This window comes from Planosporangium spinosum (assembly GCF_049999945.1).
Classification (GTDB): Bacteria; Actinomycetota; Actinomycetes; order Mycobacteriales; family Micromonosporaceae; genus Planosporangium; species Planosporangium spinosum.
Window position 1 is genome coordinate 1 of record NZ_JBLYUB010000051.1, and the last position, 19720, is coordinate 19720.

Below are 19720 nucleotides of genomic sequence, written 5' to 3' on the forward strand. Positions count from 1 at the left end.
GTACGGACGCCGCTGGGACGGCGACGACGGCGAATCGCCCGAGCCCAAACGGCCAGCCCGGCTCCTCACCGACCTGCCACCCATCCTGCCCTGGTGGGGACCACGCCAGCGAGGTTGAAATCAGCTCCGTGTCGTCGCCCTCGATCTCGCGCACCTCAACATGCGGATCCCGGGCGTTCGCCCACGAGGAGGCGTCCACCGGGGCGACCAGCGTGGCACCCACCTCCGCGGCATAGAAGCCGGCCCCGGCCAGATTTCGGCCCAACCGTGCCGAGGCGTCACCCGCCCACACCTCGATACGGGGCGGCACGCCCGCCTGGGCGAAGAAGTCGCAGATGGCTGCTAAGCGCCCGGCGTCGTCCAGGTTGAAGCCCCGCGCCTTGTTGTAGGCGAGGTGCCCGGGAAGTGCAGCCAGCCGGGTCGCGGTGGTACGTCCGAAGCGACCTCGCGCCGCACCCAAGCCACGGTCCCGGCTAGCTCGCGCGAAGTCGCCATCCAGCTTGTCGGTGATGACCGCCTCAATCGACTCAGCGCTCTGTCCCACGCCGGTCATCCTGCCCCACATGGCACTACCAAGCGATCGCCACCACCGATCCGCGAAAGCGGGGGGACCTCAGGGTCATCACGTCCAACATCGGTGCCGGCTTCGGCGTCTGGGCGATGTTGATGCGGAAGATCAGGCGTACGAGTTAAACAGCTGGCGCCGGGGCACATGTGCGCTGCCCGTACAGCCCGCGCAGTGTGATCCGGAAGAGTTCCGAAACTTTCGGAACTGACCACCCGGATATTGATCACTGTAGCCGGCGATCCACCGGTCAACCGCGAGCCGGGTCAATCGGGTAGGGCGACTGGCCAGTATCAACACCCCGTACAGGGATCCTCGGCCGATCCCGGGCTTTCGAAATCTTTCCGGAAGCCGTTGACAATCCGACGAGGCCGGACCAATACTGTCGCCATCGACAGGCCTCAATAACTGTCGATCCGGGTCACCCGCTTCGACCTGGTCCTCCGGTCGTCAACCGCACGACGACCGGCCAACCCCTGCCGCGTGGTACGGCGCCGACGCGGTGACCGTCACCCTGGCCACCGACAGTCCCGCCGGGTCGTATCGCGCTGCCTGGCCTCCCCGCCAGCCGTCACGAGGAGGAAGCGCGCACATGAACGACACCCCCGCCTACCCGAAGAGCCGCAGGCGCGGCCGCCTGAGACTGCTCCTCGGCGGTGCCTGCGCCGTAGCCATGGTCGCGGCCACAACGCTGCTGCCCGGTACCGCCAACGCGGCCGTGACCTCGAATCAAACGGGTACCAACAACGGCTACTTCTATTCATTCTGGACCGACAGTCCCGGAACGGTCTCCATGAACCTGGGATCCGGTGGCAACTACAGCACCTCATGGAGCAATACCGGGAATTTCGTCGCCGGTAAGGGCTGGAGCACCGGCGGACGCAGGAGTGTGAACTACTCGGGCAGCTTCAATCCGTCCGGAAATGCGTACCTGGCTCTCTACGGGTGGACGAGGAACCCGCTCGTGGAGTACTACATCGTCGACAACTGGGGCACCTACCGGCCCACGGGAACGTACAAGGGCACAGTCACCAGCGATGGCGGCACGTACGACATTTACCAGACGACGCGGTACAACGCCCCCTCCATCGAAGGCACCAAGACGTTCAACCAGTACTGGAGCGTCCGGCAGTCGAAGAAGACGGGCGGAACCATAACCACTGGCAACCACTTTGACGCGTGGGCCCGTTACGGAATGAACCTGGGCAGCCATGACTACATGATCCTGGCGACCGAGGGATACCAGAGCAGTGGCAACTCCAACATCACGCTGGACAGCTCCGGTGGCGGTGGCGGTGGCGGTGGCGGCGGCGGCGGTGGCGGTGGCGGCGGCGGTGGCGGCTGCACCGCGACCCTGTCCGCGGGCCAGCAGTGGAGCGACCGGTACAACCTCAACGTCTCGGTGTCCGGATCCAACAACTGGACCGTGACGATGAACGTTCCGTCCCCCGAGAAGATCATCGCCACCTGGAACATCAGCGCCAGCTACCCCAGCGCCCAGGTACTGACCGCCAAACCCAACGGCAACGGTAACAACTGGGGCGTCACGATCCAGACTAACGGCACCACGACCTGGCCGACGGTCTCCTGTAGCGCGAGCTGATCCCCGAGCACCCGGAACAGCACACCTGTGGCGCGGCGGCCCGTGGTCGCCGCGCCACACCGTTGCCCACCCGACAACCGCACCGTCGCGGGAGGGGGTGAGCCCGAGGATCCGGGCGGGCCGCATCGTCGACGGTGGGTGGGGTCGGTCACCGTGGCGAGAGCGTGCTCTTCGCCGGCTGTACGGTGCCGGCCGGCTCCGGCGCGCGGTGGCCGGTGGCGCCGCTGACCGTCCAGGCGATCAGTATCACGGCGGCGATGCCGATGACCAGAATCCATCCGGCGGCCGAACCGAGCAGATTCAGGAAGGCGCGATACAGCAGCGGAACCGTTGCCTTGGTGGTCTTCCAGTCCGCGTGCGCGCGATGCGCTGCCTGATAGGTCCGGCCGGTGAAGAATCCGACCACCATCCCCAGGAGTGCCATGATCGTCGCCGTACCTCTGTCCATTGACCGAGGGTGCTGGCAATATTGATGATTGACAGTACAAGATCCGACGGTTGACCGAAGAGATGAATGACCGCCTCATCCGCTCGTATTCACGCCAGGCGGCCGGCCGGAACGGCATCTCGTAGCAGTGGGTGGCGTCGCACGGCTGGTAGAACCGGGCCGGCCGGTACTAACGTCCCCGCCATGGCTGATGCGATCTTCGAGGAGCCGCGGCTGGCTCAGGTCTACGACCCGCTCGATCCGGATCGCAGCGACCTGGACGTGTACCTGGCGATTGTCGGCGAGTTCGGTGCCCGCAGCGTCCTCGACATCGGCTGCGGTACCGGTACGTTCGCCTGCCTGCTCGCCGGGCGCGGCATCGAGGTGACCGGCGTCGAGCCCGCCCGGGCATCGCTCGACGTCGCCCGGGTCAAGCCCGGCGCGGACGCGGTCCGCTGGCTGCACGGCGACGCGACCACCCTGCCGCCGATGCGGGTGGATCTCGCCGTCATGACCGGCAACGTGGCCCAGGTCTTCCTGGCCGACGAGGACTGGACGGCGACCCTCCGGGGTGCCCATACCGCGCTCCGGCCGGGCGGGCACCTGGTGTTCGAGACCCGTGACCCGGCGAGGAAGGCGTGGCTGGCGTGGAACCGCCGGGACTCGTGGTCGCGCACCGAGATCCCGGGGGTGGGCGCGGTCGAGACGTGGGTCGAGGTCACGGGCGTCAGCGGTGACCTGGTGTCGTTCCGGTGGACGATCACCTTCCGGCGCGACGGCGCGGTGTACACATCGGACTCGACGCTGCGCTTCCGCAACCGTGACGAGGTCGAGGAGTCCCTGGCCGCCGCCGGTTTCGCGGTGGTCGACGTCCGGGACGCGCCGGACCGGCCCGGACGCGAACTGGTCTTCATCGCCCGGCGCCCGGCCTGACGCCCGCGGGTGGGGGAGGATGAGTCGATGGTCGCGGCGGACGATCGTACGGACGGCCGCGCCCGGGTGCCGCGACTGATCGTGCTCAACGGGCCACCCGCGTGCGGCAAGTCCACCCTCGCCTGGATGTACGCCGACGCGCACCCGCTCACGCTGAACCTCGACATCGACCGGGTCCGGGGCCTGATCGGGCGGTGGAAACGGGACCCGTCGACGGCCGGGCTGCTGGCCCGCGCGCTCGCGCTCGCGGCGGCGCGGACCCACCTCCTCGCCGGCCACGACGTGGTCATCCCGCAGTTTCTCGGCCGACCGGAGTTCCTGGAGCGGGTCGAGGACCTCGCGCGGGAACTGGGGGCCGACTTCCACGAGATCGTCCTGCTCGACAGCAGGGAAAATGTCCTGCGTCGCTTCGCCGAACGTACCCGGTCGGCGGCGGACCCTGCGCACCTGGAGGCGCAGGATGTGCTGGACCGGCTCGGCGGGTACCCGGAGTTGTCGGCCATGTACGACCGCCTGCTGGCGCTGATCGCCTCCCGGCCGACCGTGAAGGTCGTACCGTCCGAGCAGGGTGACCCGGAACGGACCTACCGGCTGTTCCTCGCCTGCCTGGACGCGTGACCGGCCGGGGCGCGCACGGTCAGCGTACGACCAGGAGGGTCTTGCCGATCGTGGCGCGCGACTGGATGGCCGCGTGGGCGTCGGCCGCCCGTTCCAGCGGGAACCGCTGCCCGATCACCGGCCGCAGCCGGCCGGCCGCCGCCTCGGTCAGCGCGCGCTCGGTGTACCCGCGCAGTTGCGCCGGTGTCGGCCGGGGCTGCACCAGCGTCACCGCCCGGTCGGCGGCGGCCTGCTCGGGGATCGGCGTCCATTCCCCGCTCGCCAGCCCGAAGCTCAGCATCCGCCCGCCGCGGTCGAGCAGGTCGAACGCCGCGCGGCCGACGGCCCCGCCCACGCCGTCGAAGACGACGTCCACGCCGCCGACGGCGTCGCGTACCCGGTCCGGCCAGCCCCCATCCAGGTAGTCGACCGTCACGTCGGCGCCCAGGTCACCCGCTGTCCGGGTCTTGCGGAGGCCGCCGGCCGCGGCCACGACCCGGGCTCCGGCGGCCCGCGCGAGCTGGACCAGCAGCGTGCCGACCCCGCCGGCCGCCGCCTCGACCAGTACCCGGTCACCGGCGCCCAGTCCGGCCGCCGCCACCAGCATCATCGCCGTACGACCGTCGGCCAGCAGGGCCACCGCGGTGTCCAGCGCGACACCGTCCGGTACCCCGATGAGCCCGGCGGCGTCGACCGCCACCCGCTCGGCATAGCCGCCCGAACCGCCGGTGCCGGTGACCACCCGCGCGCCGATCAGTTCCCGGTCGACCCCGGCGCCGACCGAGGTCACCACGCCGCCGACGCCGTTGCCGAGGATCATCGGCGGTTCCGCGCGGAACGGCCCGGCGCCGCTGGCCCGGAACTGGGTCTCCACGAACGTGACGTTGGCGAACGCCACCTCGACCGTCACCTGGCCGGGGCCGGCGACCGGATCCGGGGCCTCTCCGGGTACGAGCACCTCCGGCCCGCCGAACTCCTTCAACCACACCGCACGCATCCGGTTCCTCCCCACGGCTCGACAACCGGGCACCAGCGTGCAAGCTGAACTCAGGTTGAGGTCAACCGTCGTGAGCGGACGAGGACGAAGGAGCCAGCCTCCGGGCCTCGAGGTGGCGGTACTCCGGCGTCGGGGCGCCGGAAAGCGGTGGCATCGGCAGCGGTCGGCCAGCGACACGCTCTACTACGCCGCCGACGCACTCGTCTGGCTACCCGACGAGGTCGACGCCGCCGCAGAAGCCCTGGCGCCGGTGTTGGCGTTACCGCCGCAGGAACGGATCAACGGCGTCATCCACTCCGTCCAGCGCGTTCACCGGGCATTGGCCCGCTCCGGCCTTGCCGCTGACGCGCCCGCTCTGATCGACCAGATCGAAGGCTTCTCCCATACGCCGCTCACCGCCCTTGCCCGATGAGGAAAGATCGCAGGCATGTATCCGGTCACGCTCGCCGGCCGCCTTGTCACCCTTCGGGAGTTCCGCGCGGAGGACGCGGCCGACGCGTTGGCGGTGGTGGGGGACGACGAGGTCACCCGGTGGCTGTCGTTCGACAGCCGTGACCTCGCAGCCACGGCCAAGATGATCAACGGTGCGGTCGAACGGGCGCAGTCGGTACCCCGCACGGAGTACTACCTCGCGGCCACTCTGCCCGACGACAGATTGATCGGGTTTGCCCGCCTCGGGCTGGGCGGCGTACAAGCCGGCACGTTGGGGTACGCGATCCGAGCCGACCAGTGGGGCCGCGGCTACGCGACCGACGCCGGGCGTACGCTGGTCGACTTCGGTTTCCGCGAACTGGGTTTGCACCGGATATCCGCCGCGATCGGCCCCGACAACGCGGCGTCGATCGCGCTCGTCACGCGCCTCGGCATGCAGTACGAAGGCCGCATCCGCCATCACGTCTTCACCAACGGGGCATGGCGTGATTCGCTGCTTTACTCCGTACTCGTCGACGAGTGGTGACGCGTGGAGACAGGGCTGTTTCCGGCCGAGTCGTAGCTTCACGCCTGGTACTCGGCACGCGCGGCCGGGTCGGCGCACAGGGCGTCATCCGCGCCCGGCCTACGGGCATCGGGCCCGCCTCAGATCGCGGCCAGGGCCTCGATCTCCACCCGGAAGGCCGGGTGCACCAGGCCGCTGACCTGCACCAACGAGCTGGCGGGCGGCCGTTCGAGGGAGATGTACTCGTCGCGTACGCCCCGGAAGTCGGCCAGGTCGGCGAGGTCGGTCAGGAAGACGGTCAGCTTGACCACGTGCTCCATGCCGGCGCCGGCCGCCGCGAGCGCCGTCCTGAGGTTCTCGAACACCTGCCTGATCTGCGCCCGCGGATCGCCCTCCCCGACCAGCCGGCCGTCCGCGTCGAGCGGTACCTGGCCGGAGATCGCCACCATCGTGCCGCTGAACGAGACCGCGTGGCTGTACCCGTTGACCGGCGGTGTCCCGTCGGGCCGGACGTGGTGCTGCTGCAAGGGAACGCCTCCAGGATCGCTGCCGGCCGGACCGCCGTCGCGGCACCCGCTCAGCGTACGGCGACGGAGTCCGCGGCGGCGCGTGCCACCGTGAGCAGGCCGGCCACCTCGGCGTCGGTAATGGGCGCGGCGTCCTGCGCCGCCTCGTCGTCGGCCGGTTCGAGATACGCCTCGATGATCACGTTGGCCGTCCGGACGAGCACGGCCCCGCCGACGGGGCTGTCGTCCGTGGTGTTCGGCCCGAGGACACTTACGGCCGTCCGGGGTCGCCCGATGTAGGCGGTCAGCGTGGCGTCACCGATCCGGGTGGCGTGCGGAAGTGGCCGCAGCGTCCCGGTCGACCACCCGTAGGCGCCGGGCCCGCCGTCCAGGAGGTGGGCGGTGGCGACGGACTCGGCACTGTGGAGCCCCGACCGGGCGTACAGGGTCATGACCACGAGCAGCTCCCGGTCACCGGCTCCCGGCCAGCGGCATCCGGTGACCCGTACGTCCGGAGTGGAGAACGTCAGCGGCTCCCCGGACGCCGATCCGACCACGGTGCTCGCCGGCTGCCGGAGCACCTCGCACGGCTGGGGCAGCTCGGCGGCCTCCGCCGTCGCGACCCAGCCCCAGGGGCGGTCCGCAAGCGCGGCGGCGAGGCCGAGGGTCAGCACGGTCACCGGGTACACCCACCGCGGTCGACGCCCTTCGAACGCCGGGCCGGCCGCGCCGCCGAACCGGGGGCGGCACCACGCGCGGATCGCCTCGACCTGCTCGTCGAACCGGGGGTCGGGCAGCAGCCGTGGGGAGACGGGCGCCGGCAGCCGGAACGCCCGTCCGGCGTACCGCTCCAGGCGTACGTGCCGGCCGAAGGTCTTCGTGTGGACCGCGAAGCGCGCGACGTCGCCCGACTGGACAGTGGTGACGCCGAACAGCCGGCGAACCCGGACGGCGTCCGGGCCCAGTTCGACCCGCCCCACCGCGCCGTGCAGCCACCAGTACAGCTGGCCGGCGGCGCTGACGGCGAACAGCAGCGGCAGGTAGTTGAGCCGCAGCCACCAGCCGAGGCCCGCCACGACCGCGGACAGCGCGCCGAGTCTCAGGTGCCCGACGACGACGCGCGGCGAGGCGCGCAGAATGACCGGCGCGGCCGGCTCCGCCGCCGCGTGGACGGTGTCGGTCATCGGATTCCCGTTCGTTGATCCGGCTGGGCGGATCTTTGTCTAGCACGGCGCGGCTGCGGCCGAACCATCCGTTCAGCCGCAGCCGCGCTGACCGGACGTCAGCCGCAGGTCCCCGGTGCCGGCTCGTACGACAGGTTGGGCCGCAGCCAGCGCTCCACCTCGGCCACCGGGACGCCCTTACGCACGGCGTAGTCCTCGACCTGGTCGCGACCGATCCGCCCGACCGCGAAGTACCGGGACGCGGGGTGCGCGAACAGCAGGCCGCTGACGCTCGCCGCCGGCGTCATCGCGTACGACTCGGTGAGCCCGATGCCGAGGCTGCCGGCGTCCAGCAGGTCGACGAGCTTCCGCTTCTCCGAGTGGTCGGGGCAGGCCGGGTACCCGAAGGCGGGGCGGATGCCGCGGAACCGTTCCGCGTGCAGGTCCTCCAGGGCCGGTGCCGCGCCGGGCTCGTACCACGCCCGCCGGGCTTCGAGGTGCGCGTACTCGGCGAAGGCTTCCGCGAGGCGGTCGGCGAGCGCCTTCACCATGATCGCGCGGTAGTCGTCGTGCTGGGCCTCGTAGTGGCGGGCCAGCTCCTCCGCGCCCTGGATGGAGACGGCGAACGCGCCGAGGTGGTCGCCGGCGGGGGCGACGTAGTCGGCGAGGCAGCGGTGGGGCCGGCTGTCGGTGCGCGCCGCCTGCTGGCGCAGCATCGGGAAGCGCGGCCCGCCGTCGACGACGACGTCGTCGCCGTCGGCGTGGGCCGGCCAGAAGCCGTAGACGCCGCGCGCCCGCAGCAGGCCACCGGAGATGCTCTCGTCGAGCAGCGCCTGGCCGTCGTCGAAGAGGTCGCGGGCCGCCGGCTGGTCGAGGATCGCCGGGTACTTGCCCCTCATCTCCCACGCGGAGAAGAAGAACTGCCAGTCGATGAACTCGCGCAGGACCCGCAGGTCGGGTTCGACGACCCGGGTACCGGTGAACGCGGGTACCGGCAGGTCGTCGAAGGCGACCGCCTCGCGGTTGGCCCGGGACTGCGCGAGCGGCAGCAGCGGCCGCCGCTCCTTCTCGGCGTGCTGCTGGCGCAGCCGCTCCTGCTCGGTCCGGTTGCGGCGGTCGAGGTCGGCGGCGCGGACCGGGTCGAGCAGGTCGGAGACGACCCCCACGACCCGGGACGCGTCGAGCACGTGCACGGTCGGGTGGTCGTACGCCGGGGCGATCCGCACCGCGGTGTGCTGCCGTGACGTCGTGGCGCCGCCGATGAGCAGCGGCAGGTCGAGGCCCCGGCGGCGCATCTCGGTGGCGACGTTGACCATCTCGTCCAGCGACGGGGTGATCAGTCCGGAGAGTCCGACGGCGTCCGCGCCCTCGGCGACGGCGGTGTCCAGGATGGTGGCCGCCGGCACCATCACCCCCAGGTCGATCACCTCATAGTTGTTGCAGCCGAGGACGACCCCGACGATGTTCTTGCCGATGTCGTGGACATCGCCCTTGACGGTGGCCAGCACGATCCTGCCCGGCCCCCGTCCACCGGCGCGGCCGCCGGAGACAGCCTGGCCGTCCCGGGCCGCCCGTTCCTTCTCGGCCTGCATGTACGGCTCGAGGTAGGCGACCGCCCGCTTCATCGCCCGGGCGCTCTTGACGACCTGGGGCAGGAACATCTTCCCGGCGCCGAAGAGGTCGCCCACGATCTTCATGCCGTCCATCAGCGGCCCCTCGATCACGTCGAGCGGCCGGGCCGCGGCCTGGCGGGCCTCCTCGGTGTCGGCCTCGATGAAGTCGACGATGCCGTGGACGAGCGCGTGGGCGAGCCGCTTCTCCACCGGGGCGTCGCGCCACGACAGGTCGACCTCCCGCTTCGTACCCGAGCCCTTGACCGTCTCGGCGAAGGCGACCAGCCGGTCGGTGGCGTCCGGGCGCCGGTCGAAGATCACATCCTCGACGAGTTCGAGCAGGTCAGGAGCGATGTCCTGGTACACGACGAGCTGGCCGGCGTTGACGATGCCCATGTCGAGGCCGGCGCGGACGGCGTGGAACAGGAACGCCGAGTGCATCGCCTCGCGGACCACGTCGTTGCCCCGGAAGGAGAACGACAGGTTGGAGATGCCGCCGCTGGTGAGGGCTCCGGGGCAGCGCTGCTTGATCAGGGGGAGCGCGTCGATGAACGCCTTCGCGTACCCGTTGTGCTCCTCGATCCCGGTGGCCACGGCCAGGACGTTGGGGTCGAAGATGATGTCCTGCGGCGCGAACCCGGCCACCTGCGTGAGCAGGTCGTAGGCGCGGCCGCAGATGGCGACCTTGCGCTCGACGGTGTCGGCCTGGCCCTGCTCGTCGAAGGCCATCACGACGACGCCGGCCCCGTAGTCGCGGATGCGCCGGGCCTGTTCCAGGAAGGCCGCCTCGCCCTCCTTGAGGCTGATCGAGTTGACCACGCCCTTGCCCTGGACGCACTTCAGACCGGCCTCCAGCACGCTCCACCGCGAGCTGTCGACCATGATCGGGAGCCGGGCCACCTCGGGCTCGGTCGCGATGAGGTTGAGGAACGTCGTCATCGCCCGCTCGCTGTCGAGCAGGTCGGCGTCCATGTTCACGTCGAGCAGGTTCGCCCCGCCCCGTACCTGCTCCAGCGCCACGTCGACGGTCCCCTGATGGTCGCCGCCCTCGATGAGCCGCCGGAACCGGGCCGAGCCGGTGACGTTGGTCCGTTCGCCGATCATCACGAACCCGGTGTCGGGCCCGATCTCGAACGGCTCCAGGCCGCTGAACCGGGCGTGCGGGCGGTGCGCCGGTACCGGCCGGGGCGGCAGACCGGCGACACCCCGGGCGATCTCGCCGATGTGCGCCGGCCCGGTACCGCAGCACCCGCCGACGATGTTGACCAGTCCCGTCTCGGCGAAGCCGCGCAGCAGCCCGGCGGTGTGGTGCGGCTGTTCGTCGTACCCGCCGAACGCGTTGGGCAGGCCCGCGTTGGGGTGGGAGCTGACGTACGTGTCGGCCAGCCGCGCCAGCTCCTCGACGTGCGGGCGCATCTCCGCCGCGCCGAGTGAGCAGTTGACGCCGACCACCAGCGGACGGGCGTGTGCGATCGAGGTCCAGAACGCCTCGACGGTCTGGCCCGACAGGGTACGGCCGCTCAGGTCGACGATCGCGACCGAGATCCACAGCGGCAGGTCGGGGGCCACCTCGCGGGCCGCCGCGATGGCGGCCTTCGCGTTGAGCGTGTCGAAGATCGTCTCGATCAGCAGCAGGTCGACGCCGCCCTCGGCGAGCGCGGCGATCTGCTCGGCGTATGCGGCGCGGACCTGGTCGAACGTCACCGGCCGGAATGCCGGCTCGTCGACGCGGGGGGACAGCGACAGCGTGACGTTGAGCGGCCCGACCGAACCGGCGACGAAGCGCCCACCCGCCTCGTCGGCCGCCTGCCGGGCCAGCCGCGCCCCCTGGAGGTTCAGCTCGCGTACCGCGCCTTCCAGGCCGTAGTCGGCCTGGCCGATGCTGGTCGCGGTGAACGTGTTCGTCGTCGTGATGTCGGCGCCGGCGGCCAGGTACCGCCGGTGGATGTCGAGGATGAGGTCCGGCCGGGTCAGGTTCAGCAGGTCCGGGTCGCCGGTCAGGTCACGGGGATGGTCACGGAACCGGTCACCCCGGTAATCGTCCGGCGTGAGCCCGGCGCCCTGCAGCATCGTGCCCCAGGCGCCGTCCAGGACCAGAATCCGCTCGTCGAGTGCCTTCCGCAGAGACTCACCGTTCGTCGCCACCGCGCTCCTCCGTCGTCAGGTACCCAAGAGGCGCGCGCGAACGTGGCGCGGGGCTCTTTAGGCGTTTTTGTCCTGGTCGCCAAGCTGCCGTCAAATCTGTCCAGGTGATACGTAGGATACCCGAGCGCCCGCCGGCCGGCGTGGCCTGGCCCGTGGGCGATTGCTCACAGGCGCTGGTACATCACGTGCAGGCCGACGAGGCCGTGCCGCGCGTGGTCGAACGCCTCCGGTACGGTCGCGAGGATCTCGAAGCCGAGCGACTGCCACAGCCGCACCGCGACGGTGTTCGTCTCGACCACCGCGTTGAACTGCATGCCGCGGTAGCCGGCGGACCTGGCCCAGTCGACGGCGTAGCGGCCCAGCGCGCGCCCCACGCCCCGCCCCCGCTGCCCCGGATCGACCATGAAGCTCGCGGTCGCCACGTGCGCGCCGCGACCGGGACGGTTCGGTCCCATCTTGGCCGAGCCGAGCACGACGTCCCCGTCGGTCGCCACGACGACCTGCGCCGGGGGTTGCTCCATCCAGATCGGCCGGGCCTGCTCGGCGGTGAGCCCCTCGGGGTAGGCGTACGTCTCGCCGGCGGCGACGATCTCGGAGAAGAACGGCCAGATCCGGGGCCAGTCCTGAGCGGTGGCGGTCCTGATGAACATGCTGGTGACCCTACGTAACGCGGCGAGGGTGGCCAAGCGTCTTCGCCCGGCCGCCCTCGCCGCTTCGAGGATCAGTACTTCACGGTGAACTGCGCCTCGTTGTTGGCCCAGTTCGAGTCGCCGTACCCGTCCGCGTACCGCACGCTCGCCCTGGGAAGGAAGTTCGGCGTCACCGGGGTCGGGGTGGTGAACTCGAACGTGACGGTCTTCGTGGCGCCCGCCGCCAGCGCGCCCTGGTCGCAGGTCACGTTCATCACCGGCTGCGCGAACGTCTCCACCGTGCACCCGGTCGGCGCGACCAGTTGCAGGCCGGCCGGGACCTCGACGACGACGCGGTACGGCAGAGCGGTCGGGCCGAGGTTGCGCACCGTGACCGTCATCGAGCCGCGGTGTACGCCGTCGACCGGCGCGCCGAAGACCAGGTCCGTCGTGGTGGTCGCCAGGTCCGTGACCTTCGGGTTGACCGGGAACGACGTGGGGCCGCCGACCTGCGTGAAGCGCGAGCCGTTCCAGCCGTACGTGCGCCACTGGTGCTGCGACAGCGGTTTGTCGGGCTCGTAGGTGCCGCCGAGCGGGATCGGGTAGTCGCCGACCTCGACCTGGACCGTGCCGTCGGGGCCGGACTTGACCCCGAAGACCGTCCTGATCGCGCCGGTCGCCGCCACCACCTGGCCGATGGTGCGGATGGTGCCGTCCGCGTCCCGGTCGAGCGCCACCACCTGGTACGTCGACCCCTGGTCACCGCAGGTGATCACGACGATGGTCTCGGTGGCGCCGTCGTGGTCGACGTCCGCGTACGCCACCTTGCCGATCCACAGGTGCATCGACGCCTTGATGTAGTGGCGGCCGTCGTCGGTGAACGTGGTCGGACCGGACACGCACCCGCGGTTGAACTCGTCAGACGGCCACGCCGGGAGGTCGAGGGTCGCGTGCTTCAACTCCTGCTCGCTGATCCGGCCGTCCGGCGCGGCCGGGGGAGAGCTCGGCCCTGCGCTCGCCGACGGGGCCGGTGCGGCGCTGGTCGACGGCTCGGGCGTCGGGCTCTGCGACGTGGCGACCTGGGACGGCGGTCCGTGCGGGTCGGCGTTGATCGCCGCGTACGCCACCGCCGGGCCGGCGACGACGAGCGCCGCGAGCGTCGTCGCCGCGATCGTGCGGACCCGCCTGCGGTGTCGTACCGTCTCCTGGGCCGCGGCCACGCCGGCCGGCTTGACGTGGGGTGTCGCCTCGTTGCGGAACGAGGCGAAGGCGCCGGTGATCAACACGTCGTCATCGATGTCAGCCACGGCTGGTCTCCTTGTCGGTGAGCTTGGCGGCGAGCGCGGCTCGCCCGCGGTGGAGCCAGGACTTGACCGTGCCCTCGGCGACGTTCTCCTGCTGGGCGATCTCGCTGATCGGCAGGTCGGCAAGGTAGTGCAGGATCACCGCGCGGCGCTGCTGGGCGGGCAGCGTGGCGAGCGCCCGGGCCAGCGCCACCCGGTCCGGGCTCGGTCCGGCCACGTGCTCCTCGCGGTGCTTGCGGACGAACAGCGCCGCCGTCCGGGCGCGGCGCCACCGGCTGGTGGCGAGGTTCCAGGCGACCCGGCGTACCCAGGCCGTGGGATCGTCGAACGCGACGACCTTGTTCCAGCGGGCCAGCGCCCGGCAGAACGCCTCCTGTACCACGTCCTGGGCGGCCGACAGCTCGCCGGTGTACGCGTACAGCTGGAGGGTCAGTGACCGGAAGTTCGCCGAGTAGAACTCCGCGAACTCGGTATGCCGCGGCGGTCCGGTATCCGTTGCCGCTTCGAGGCTGCCCCCGTCACGCAAGCTGATCACACTGCCCTCTCCCCTGAGGCGACCGGGCCGTCCGGCCGTTCCGCGAGAACACGTGTCGCGGTCCAGGAAGGTTGCAGCCAATATCGGCGATTGTCGGCCCAGGGGAAGGCCCGGTCCGGTAGCGGAAGGTCATCCCGCTGTTCACCACGCTGGCCCTGGACGGGAAGCCACTGCCGGTCTACGCGTCGAGCGCCAACCGGCGGGAATGGCTGCACGTCGACGACCACTGCGTGGCGATCGAGCGCGTGCTGCTCGACGGACGGGACGGCGCGACGTACAACGTCGGCTCCGGCGTCGAGGTCAGCGTGGCTGAGCTGGCCGCGCGGATCCTCGACCAGCTCGACCTGCCGCACACGCTGATCGAGACCGTGCCCGACCGCCCCGGTCACGACCGCCGCTACCTGCTCGACTCGAGCCGACTGCGCACCGAGCTGGGGTGGGCGCCGACGGTCGACTTCGCGCAGGGCCTGGCCGAGACCGTCGCGTGGTACGCCGCACACCGGCACTGGTGGCAACCGCTGCGCCAACGCGCCGCGATCGACGAGAACGCGTGGACGGCCGCCGGGCGGTAGCACGGCCGTGCCGTATCACCGTGGTCGCCCGAAGCCGCTCGGGGCGACCGCCGGTAGCCAGCCGACGAACCGGTCGTGTAGGTCGCCGGCGGCCGCCGTCGGCAGGTCGGCGGTCGCCCGTACCAGCGCGGAACCCAGCAGCAGGGACAGTGACGCCGGGGCGCCGGTGTACTCGGCGAGCAGTTGGCGGCGCCGGCTCGGGCAGGGCCACAAGTGCCCGCACCCGACGCAGACCCAGGTGGGGCGGATCGGCTGATGGGCGCTCACGTCGTCTCTCCGGCCGCGGGAGCCTGCTCCAACAGCTGACGGGTCCGGTCGACGAGGGCGCGCGCATGCGACAGCGACAGGAAGGCGTACGGGGCGCCGATGCCGTGCGCCGCGGTGGCGAGCGCCAGGACGGGGTGGCCGTCGGGATGCTGTTGCAGCCAGGCGCTGATCCGGCTGGTGGCGTGGGCCGCTTCGACCGGGTCGCTCTTGTGCGTACCGCCGACCGCTGCCCGGCGGCGACGGGGTTGACACCAGATCGGATGCTCCATGTCCACTGCGGCCTCCCGGGAGTCGGGGGCGCGGCGGCCGGGCCAGGGAGGAACATCCGACCGCCGCACCCGCCACGCAACGTAGGAGCGGGGGAGACCACCCTGAAGGTGCGCGACGTACGAGACCGGGGCCAATCCGTCACGGGGTCGTACACGATGTACGACCCCGGCAGGTCAGAGGTCGACTCCGACGAGGTCGGCCAGCCCGGACAGCTCTTCACCGACTGCCCGCTTGCGCAGCTTCACCAACGAGGACACGATGTCCCGGCCGTACCGCTGGTGTCGCAGCCAGGACGGTGCGTCCTGGCGTACCCGCAGCAGGGTCTGCGTCGCCTCCGCGTATCGCCGCTGGTCGACCAGCGCGTACGCCACGTCCAGCAGATGGCGGTTGCGGTTGTTGCTGGTCGGCCTGCCGTCGGTGGGTACCGCCCGGGTCAGGTCGAGCGCCCGGCCGGTGTGGCCGCTGATGACCGATGCTTCGACGCGCTTCATCGCCACCGTCGTCTCGCAGAACGCGCCGACCGTGGCCGGACCCGGCGCGAGGACGACCCCGGGGGCACCGCTCACCCGGGCGGCGGCGGCCGCCGCCGCGTCGAGCAGTTCCGTCGACCGGTCGTCACGGTTGTTGCGTACGGCCGCCGCGGAACCACGCAGCATCAGCCAGCCCCAGGTGGCGAACTCCGCCGTGGTACCGCGGGCGAACGACGGTTCGACGGCGTCGGCCGTGGAGATCGCCAACTGCTCGGCCTCGTCCAGGCGTCCCTCCCGGAGCAGCAGCCAGCACAACGACACGACGGCGGTCGCGCCGAGCGGTCGGTCACCGACCGCGTCGGCGTGGTCGAGGGCCCGGTCGAGCGCGCGGTGCGCGAGGTCGAACGTACGAAGCTGGATGAGTACGGTGGCGACGAGCTGGTTGGCCTGCGACAGCAGGCGGCGCGCCTCGTCGGGGTCGTCAGCTTCCTGCAGCGCTCCGGCCGCGTCCGCGAGCAGGACGGGTAGCGCGGCGAGTGCGGTGGCGTAGTCGTCGGAGTGGTACGCGCGGTCGATCGTCCAGATCGCTTCGCGCACCTCGTCCAGGCCCGGCGCCTCCGGTTCGACCGCCGTGACGACGTGGCCGCCGATACCCCGCGCGGGCACGAGTGCCCGGCGTATCGCGACCAGCGCGACGTCGTCATCGTCGACCTCGCGCCGCGCGGCCGGCTTGCCGGACGTACCGAACAGTTCCGACGTGCGGACGCCCAGCGCGCGGGCGAGCTTGTTGAGGGTGGCGACCCGGGCGGTCGTCCGGTCGTTCTGTTCGAGCTTGCGGATCGTCTCCACCGAGACGGTCGCCGCCTCGGCGAGCTGCTCCTGGGTGATCGCCCGCCGGCGCCTGATGGCCGCCACGCGGTCGCCGATGGTCGTGTCCGGGGCCTCGGAGGGCGGCATTGCTGGTCACCATCCCAGGTAGGGGACCGGTCGGCGGGTCGCCCGCCTCCACTGTGGTGTGCCGTCGTGCCTTCGACGGTACGCGCCGGAGCCAGTTCCGCGTCACCCTTCGGTCGCCGTGGGTACCGCGGGCTCAGGTCAGTGCCGCCTTCCAGGTCCATGAGGTGCGGCGAAGCCGGCCGGGTCGCACGGACCCCAGTGCCAGGCGCGGGGAGGTAGCGGCTGGTCGGGCGGCCCGCCACCTCACCGGCGTAGGCGATCAGGTCGTGTCCGATGTGCGCAGCGGTCTGCTAGCAGCTCCACTCCAGCGACCCGGCCGGGACCGACCAGTCCCGAGCGGTGTGCGGGCCGAGCGCGTGGTTCATCTCGGCTGTCGCCGCATCAAGGTCACGGATGTCCACCGGACCACCGTGTGGCACGCGCGGCGGACGCCGAGACGTTCGAGCCCCACTCTCCGCCAAGACCAACGATGGGCGTTGATGGACGGCGATACGCTGCCCGCCATGGGTGCGTTGAGGCCGTGGCACGTCGCCGTACTGCTGTGTTCCGGGCTGTCCTGTGCCGCCGTGGTGGCCGCGGTCGTGCTCCTGGTGGTGAAGCTGGGCAGGCGCTCGTAGGTTCGGCGCGGTACGCGGCACCCCACCGCGTCAAATCTGGCTCACCGGGTGCTGTCGCGCGCCACGACCTCGCCGAACGCCGCGACGAACGCGGTGATCAGCCGGGCGAACGCGGCACGGTCCTCGTCCGGCCAGCCCTCCATCGCCCGGCCGAAGATCTCCTGCCGGAACCGGTGTACCCGCGCCAACTGCTCCCGGGCCCGCGGGGTCAACGCGAGCAGTGCCCGCCGCCCGTCGTGCTGGTCGGGCTGCCGGACCAGTAGCCCCTCGTCGACCGCGCGTGCCACCAGCCGGCTCGCCCTCGGCTGGTCGACGCCGAGCGCGGCGGCGACTTCGGTAATGGTGCAGGACCGGTCCCGCTCCTCGATCACGTCCAGCACGCCGAACAGCGTGGGGTCGATCGTCGAGCCGTCGCCGTCGCCGTCGCCGTCGCCGTCGCCGTCGCCGTCGCGGGTGCGGCCGAGGCGGCTGAGGGCCCGCCGGGTCTGGCTGCGGCGGATGGCCACCATGGCCCGCTCCACCGCGAGGACCGCCTCATCGTCTACCCGCTCACCCATAGATGCTAATTTACATGTACTTGTAAAAGTACATGTATCTGGAGGTGGCCATGGCGGGTACCCCGCAGCGGCGTCCGCTCGGTTACTGGATCAAGCAGATCGACCGCGCCGTCGAGGCGAATCTCGACCGGCTCCTGTCCATCGAGGACCTGGGTCGGCGGAGTTGGCAGGTGCTGAACACGATCGCCCAGGCGCCGGTTACCCTGGCCGACCTCGACGCGGCGGTCGCGCCGTTCCTGTCGGACGACGAGCCGACGACGCGACCGTACGTCGACGCCCTCGCCGCGCGCGGCTGGGTCGAGATCCGAGCCGGCGAGTCGTTCACGCTCACCGGCGAGGGGGAGCGGGCGTACCGGCGGGTGGCGTCCCGGGTGCACGCCGCGCGCGCCCGGATCGTCGAGGGCCTGTCCGCGCAGGAGTACGAAACCCTGGTGGACCTGCTCGAACGCGTCGCGGCGAACCTGAAGGTGACGCCGGCGACCGCCTGATCAGGCGGTCTGGGCGATCGTCTGGTACATCGCCTCGATCCGCGCGGCGAGCGTCACCTCGCCGTCGGAGAGCGTGCCGTCCTCGTGGGTGCACAACTTGATCTGCGTGTGCCCGTCGAGGCGGCGCACCTGGGGGCGCAGTTGGAGCGCGTCGGCGACGACCTTGATCCGTTCGGCGAGGGCGGCGTGCTGCGAGTCGTCGAGGGGGAGCGTGCGGCGGAACTCGCGGCCGTCCCGGGTCCACCCGTCGAGCAGGCTCAGGGCGTCGGTGAGATAGTCCGCGCGCTTGCCGCTCCGTCGAACGCGCATCGTGCCACCCCTCAGGCGTCGTTGCCGGCTCGTAGCCGAATCGAAGCCTTGTCGTTGTCTTTGGTGTCTGCCAGTTTGGCGGGCGCCACTCGGTGTGTCGTCGCCCACCCTTGCTTCGTCTGCTGTCTTAACGGATGACTCCTGTGCCCGATCGGGCGGCCCTTCTGGCACTCTTGGCGTTCATGTACAACGAACGGCCCAGGTGTCAGGTTGTGGTCGGCGCGGCGATCACCGTGGGCGACCGGGTACTCGCCTGTGCCAGGGCGGACCGGCCGGAGGCGGCCGGCCGCTGGGAGTTCCCGGGCGGCAAGGTCGAACCCGGCGAGGACGACGTTGCGGCGCTCGTCCGGGAATGCCGCGAGGAGCTGGGTGTACGTGTCGAAGTGGGCGCCCGCGTCGGCCCGGACGTCCCGCTCCCCGGAGGTACGGCCGTGCTGCGGGTGTATGCCGCCCGGCTGCGCGGGGACGACGAACCCCGGCTGACCGAGCACGAGGAGATGCGCTGGCTCTCCGCCGACGAGCTGTTCGACGTGGCCTGGATGCCGGCGGACGTCCCGGTCGCGGAGGCGCTGCGGCCACTGCTTGCCCGCTCTTCCCCATGATCACGGAACTTTTTCCGTGCGGGAACACGGAGGAACTTCCGTGATCATGGGAGGGGGCGGAGGGGTGGAAGGGGAGGATGATCGACCCATGACGGACCTGACCTATTCGGAGGTAGGTGCCACCCGCGGCGAGCAGTTGCCCGCCGGGTACCGGCACGTCCGGCGGCACGTGAAGCTCGGCGTGGGCACCGAGGCGTTCCGGCGCGCGGTGGACGGGCTGCGCGGCTGGGCCATGCAGCGCGGTGCGGGCCTGCGGGTACCGGTATCGACCGCACCGCGGGTGGGCCAGCGGGTGACCATGTCGCTGCTCGTCATGAGGATCCCGTGCGAGGTGGTGTGGGTGGTCGACGAGGAGCGCCGGTACGGGTACGGGTACGGCACGCTTCCCGGCCACCCGGAGAGCGGGGAGGAGGCCTTCGAGGTGCACCTTGACGCCGCCGACCAGGTGTGGCTGGACATCAGGGCGTTCAGCCGACCGGCCCGCTGGTACACCCGGCTGGCCGGGCCGCTGAGCTGGCTGGTCCAGGACTTCGCCACCGCCCGGTACGTGGCCGCGATGCGGCGCATCACCCGCGGCCCGGGGTCCTGAGGTCGTGGCCCGGGGCCTTGAGATCGTGGTCGTGGGCCCCCCCCCCCCCCGGGGGGGGGCCCCCCCCC

General features: G+C 71.3%; 23 protein-coding genes. 9 read left to right on the forward strand and 14 right to left on the reverse strand.

The genetic code is table 11. The features are described 5' to 3' along the window. On the reverse strand, positions 1-544 hold a 544-nt coding region (locus ACNTMW_RS33645; RefSeq protein WP_426638107.1), incomplete at its 3' end, for a type 2 periplasmic-binding domain-containing protein. A gap of 613 nt (positions 545-1157) precedes the next feature. Between ACNTMW_RS33645 and ACNTMW_RS33650 the strand changes: the two genes are divergently transcribed. Further along, the gene (locus tag ACNTMW_RS33650) at positions 1158-2168 is read left to right on the forward strand and encodes a glycoside hydrolase family 11 protein (RefSeq protein ID WP_426638108.1); all 1011 of its coding nucleotides are present in this window, start codon (positions 1158-1160) and stop codon (positions 2166-2168) included. A 148-nt stretch (positions 2169-2316) separates the two neighbouring features. On the opposite strand, the gene ACNTMW_RS33655 is transcribed toward ACNTMW_RS33650, so the two are convergent. Beyond that, entirely contained in the window at positions 2317-2592 is a 276-nt protein-coding gene (locus tag ACNTMW_RS33655) for a hypothetical protein (RefSeq protein WP_426638109.1), read from the reverse strand. 207 nt (positions 2593-2799) lie between these two features. Here ACNTMW_RS33655 and ACNTMW_RS33660 point away from each other — a divergent pair, with 207 nt between their 5' ends. Further along, entirely contained in the window at positions 2800-3528 is a 729-nt protein-coding gene (locus ACNTMW_RS33660; protein WP_426638110.1) for a class I SAM-dependent methyltransferase, read from the forward strand. A gap of 27 nt (positions 3529-3555) precedes the next feature. Beyond that, the gene (locus ACNTMW_RS33665; RefSeq protein WP_426638111.1) at positions 3556-4146 is read left to right on the forward strand and encodes an AAA family ATPase; all 591 of its coding nucleotides are present in this window, start codon (positions 3556-3558) and stop codon (positions 4144-4146) included. A gap of 19 nt (positions 4147-4165) precedes the next feature. Here the strand turns inward: ACNTMW_RS33665 and ACNTMW_RS33670 are convergent, their stop codons facing one another. Further along, the gene (locus tag ACNTMW_RS33670; RefSeq protein WP_426638112.1) at positions 4166-5122 is read right to left on the reverse strand and encodes a zinc-binding dehydrogenase; all 957 of its coding nucleotides are present in this window, start codon (positions 5120-5122) and stop codon (positions 4166-4168) included. Positions 5123-5234: 112 nt separating this feature from the next. Here ACNTMW_RS33670 and ACNTMW_RS33675 point away from each other — a divergent pair, with 112 nt between their 5' ends. Next, on the forward strand, positions 5235-5534 hold the full coding sequence (locus ACNTMW_RS33675; protein WP_426638113.1) for a hypothetical protein: 300 nt from the start codon (positions 5235-5237) through the stop codon (positions 5532-5534). A gap of 15 nt (positions 5535-5549) precedes the next feature. Beyond that, positions 5550-6080 (forward strand): GNAT family N-acetyltransferase, encoded by a 531-nt coding sequence (locus ACNTMW_RS33680; protein WP_426638114.1) that lies wholly within the window; start codon positions 5550-5552, stop codon positions 6078-6080. Between the two features lie 119 nt (positions 6081-6199). Here the strand turns inward: ACNTMW_RS33680 and ACNTMW_RS33685 are convergent, their stop codons facing one another. From ACNTMW_RS33685 to ACNTMW_RS33710, 6 genes are all read right to left on the reverse strand, one after another. Further along, entirely contained in the window at positions 6200-6586 is a 387-nt protein-coding gene (locus tag ACNTMW_RS33685) for a RidA family protein (protein WP_426638115.1), read from the reverse strand. A 50-nt stretch (positions 6587-6636) separates the two neighbouring features. Continuing rightward, a complete protein-coding gene (locus ACNTMW_RS33690) occupies positions 6637-7749 on the reverse strand; it encodes a hypothetical protein (protein ID WP_426638116.1) in 1113 nt (370 codons plus the stop codon). A 98-nt stretch (positions 7750-7847) separates the two neighbouring features. Beyond that, a complete protein-coding gene (gene metH / locus ACNTMW_RS33695) occupies positions 7848-11486 on the reverse strand; it encodes a methionine synthase (protein ID WP_426638117.1) in 3639 nt (1212 codons plus the stop codon). Positions 11487-11650: 164 nt separating this feature from the next. Beyond that, on the reverse strand, positions 11651-12136 hold the full coding sequence (locus ACNTMW_RS33700; RefSeq protein WP_426638118.1) for a GNAT family N-acetyltransferase: 486 nt from the start codon (positions 12134-12136) through the stop codon (positions 11651-11653). A gap of 71 nt (positions 12137-12207) precedes the next feature. Further along, positions 12208-13422, reverse strand: coding sequence for a hypothetical protein (locus tag ACNTMW_RS33705; protein WP_426638119.1), 1215 nt, complete (start codon positions 13420-13422; stop codon positions 12208-12210). After that, entirely contained in the window at positions 13415-13945 is a 531-nt protein-coding gene (locus ACNTMW_RS33710; protein ID WP_426638128.1) for a SigE family RNA polymerase sigma factor, read from the reverse strand. The genes ACNTMW_RS33705 and ACNTMW_RS33710 overlap by 8 nt, the downstream gene beginning before the upstream one ends. Before the next feature lie 146 nt (positions 13946-14091). Between ACNTMW_RS33710 and ACNTMW_RS33715 the strand changes: the two genes are divergently transcribed. Further along, positions 14092-14526 (forward strand): GDP-mannose 4,6-dehydratase, encoded by a 435-nt coding sequence (locus ACNTMW_RS33715; protein WP_426638129.1) that lies wholly within the window; start codon positions 14092-14094, stop codon positions 14524-14526. 15 nt (positions 14527-14541) lie between these two features. Here the strand turns inward: ACNTMW_RS33715 and ACNTMW_RS33720 are convergent, their stop codons facing one another. The 4 genes from ACNTMW_RS33720 to ACNTMW_RS33735 all read right to left on the reverse strand — a co-directional run bounded on the left by ACNTMW_RS33720 (position 14542) and on the right by ACNTMW_RS33735 (position 17664). Beyond that, the gene (locus tag ACNTMW_RS33720) at positions 14542-14793 is read right to left on the reverse strand and encodes a hypothetical protein (protein WP_426638120.1); all 252 of its coding nucleotides are present in this window, start codon (positions 14791-14793) and stop codon (positions 14542-14544) included. Beyond that, entirely contained in the window at positions 14790-15068 is a 279-nt protein-coding gene (locus tag ACNTMW_RS33725; protein WP_426638121.1) for a hypothetical protein, read from the reverse strand. Before ACNTMW_RS33725 ends, ACNTMW_RS33720 begins: the two co-directional genes overlap by 4 nt. A gap of 168 nt (positions 15069-15236) precedes the next feature. Further along, entirely contained in the window at positions 15237-16490 is a 1254-nt protein-coding gene (locus tag ACNTMW_RS33730; protein ID WP_426638122.1) for a helix-turn-helix domain-containing protein, read from the reverse strand. Positions 16491-17148: 658 nt separating this feature from the next. Next, positions 17149-17664, reverse strand: coding sequence for a MarR family winged helix-turn-helix transcriptional regulator (locus tag ACNTMW_RS33735; RefSeq protein ID WP_426638123.1), 516 nt, complete (start codon positions 17662-17664; stop codon positions 17149-17151). Positions 17665-17714: 50 nt separating this feature from the next. Here ACNTMW_RS33735 and ACNTMW_RS33740 point away from each other — a divergent pair, with 50 nt between their 5' ends. Continuing rightward, a complete protein-coding gene (locus tag ACNTMW_RS33740; RefSeq protein ID WP_426638124.1) occupies positions 17715-18152 on the forward strand; it encodes a MarR family winged helix-turn-helix transcriptional regulator in 438 nt (145 codons plus the stop codon). Here ACNTMW_RS33740 and ACNTMW_RS33745 read toward each other — a convergent pair whose 3' ends face one another. After that, on the reverse strand, positions 18153-18461 hold the full coding sequence (locus ACNTMW_RS33745; RefSeq protein WP_426638125.1) for a 4a-hydroxytetrahydrobiopterin dehydratase: 309 nt from the start codon (positions 18459-18461) through the stop codon (positions 18153-18155). A gap of 182 nt (positions 18462-18643) precedes the next feature. Between ACNTMW_RS33745 and ACNTMW_RS33750 the strand changes: the two genes are divergently transcribed. Then, positions 18644-19063: a (deoxy)nucleoside triphosphate pyrophosphohydrolase gene (locus tag ACNTMW_RS33750; protein ID WP_426638126.1), complete on the forward strand. Its 420-nt coding sequence runs from the start codon at positions 18644-18646 to the stop codon at positions 19061-19063. A gap of 88 nt (positions 19064-19151) precedes the next feature. Continuing rightward, the gene (locus ACNTMW_RS33755) at positions 19152-19652 is read left to right on the forward strand and encodes a DUF1990 domain-containing protein (RefSeq protein WP_426638127.1); all 501 of its coding nucleotides are present in this window, start codon (positions 19152-19154) and stop codon (positions 19650-19652) included. Positions 19653-19720: the final 68 nt, after the last annotated feature.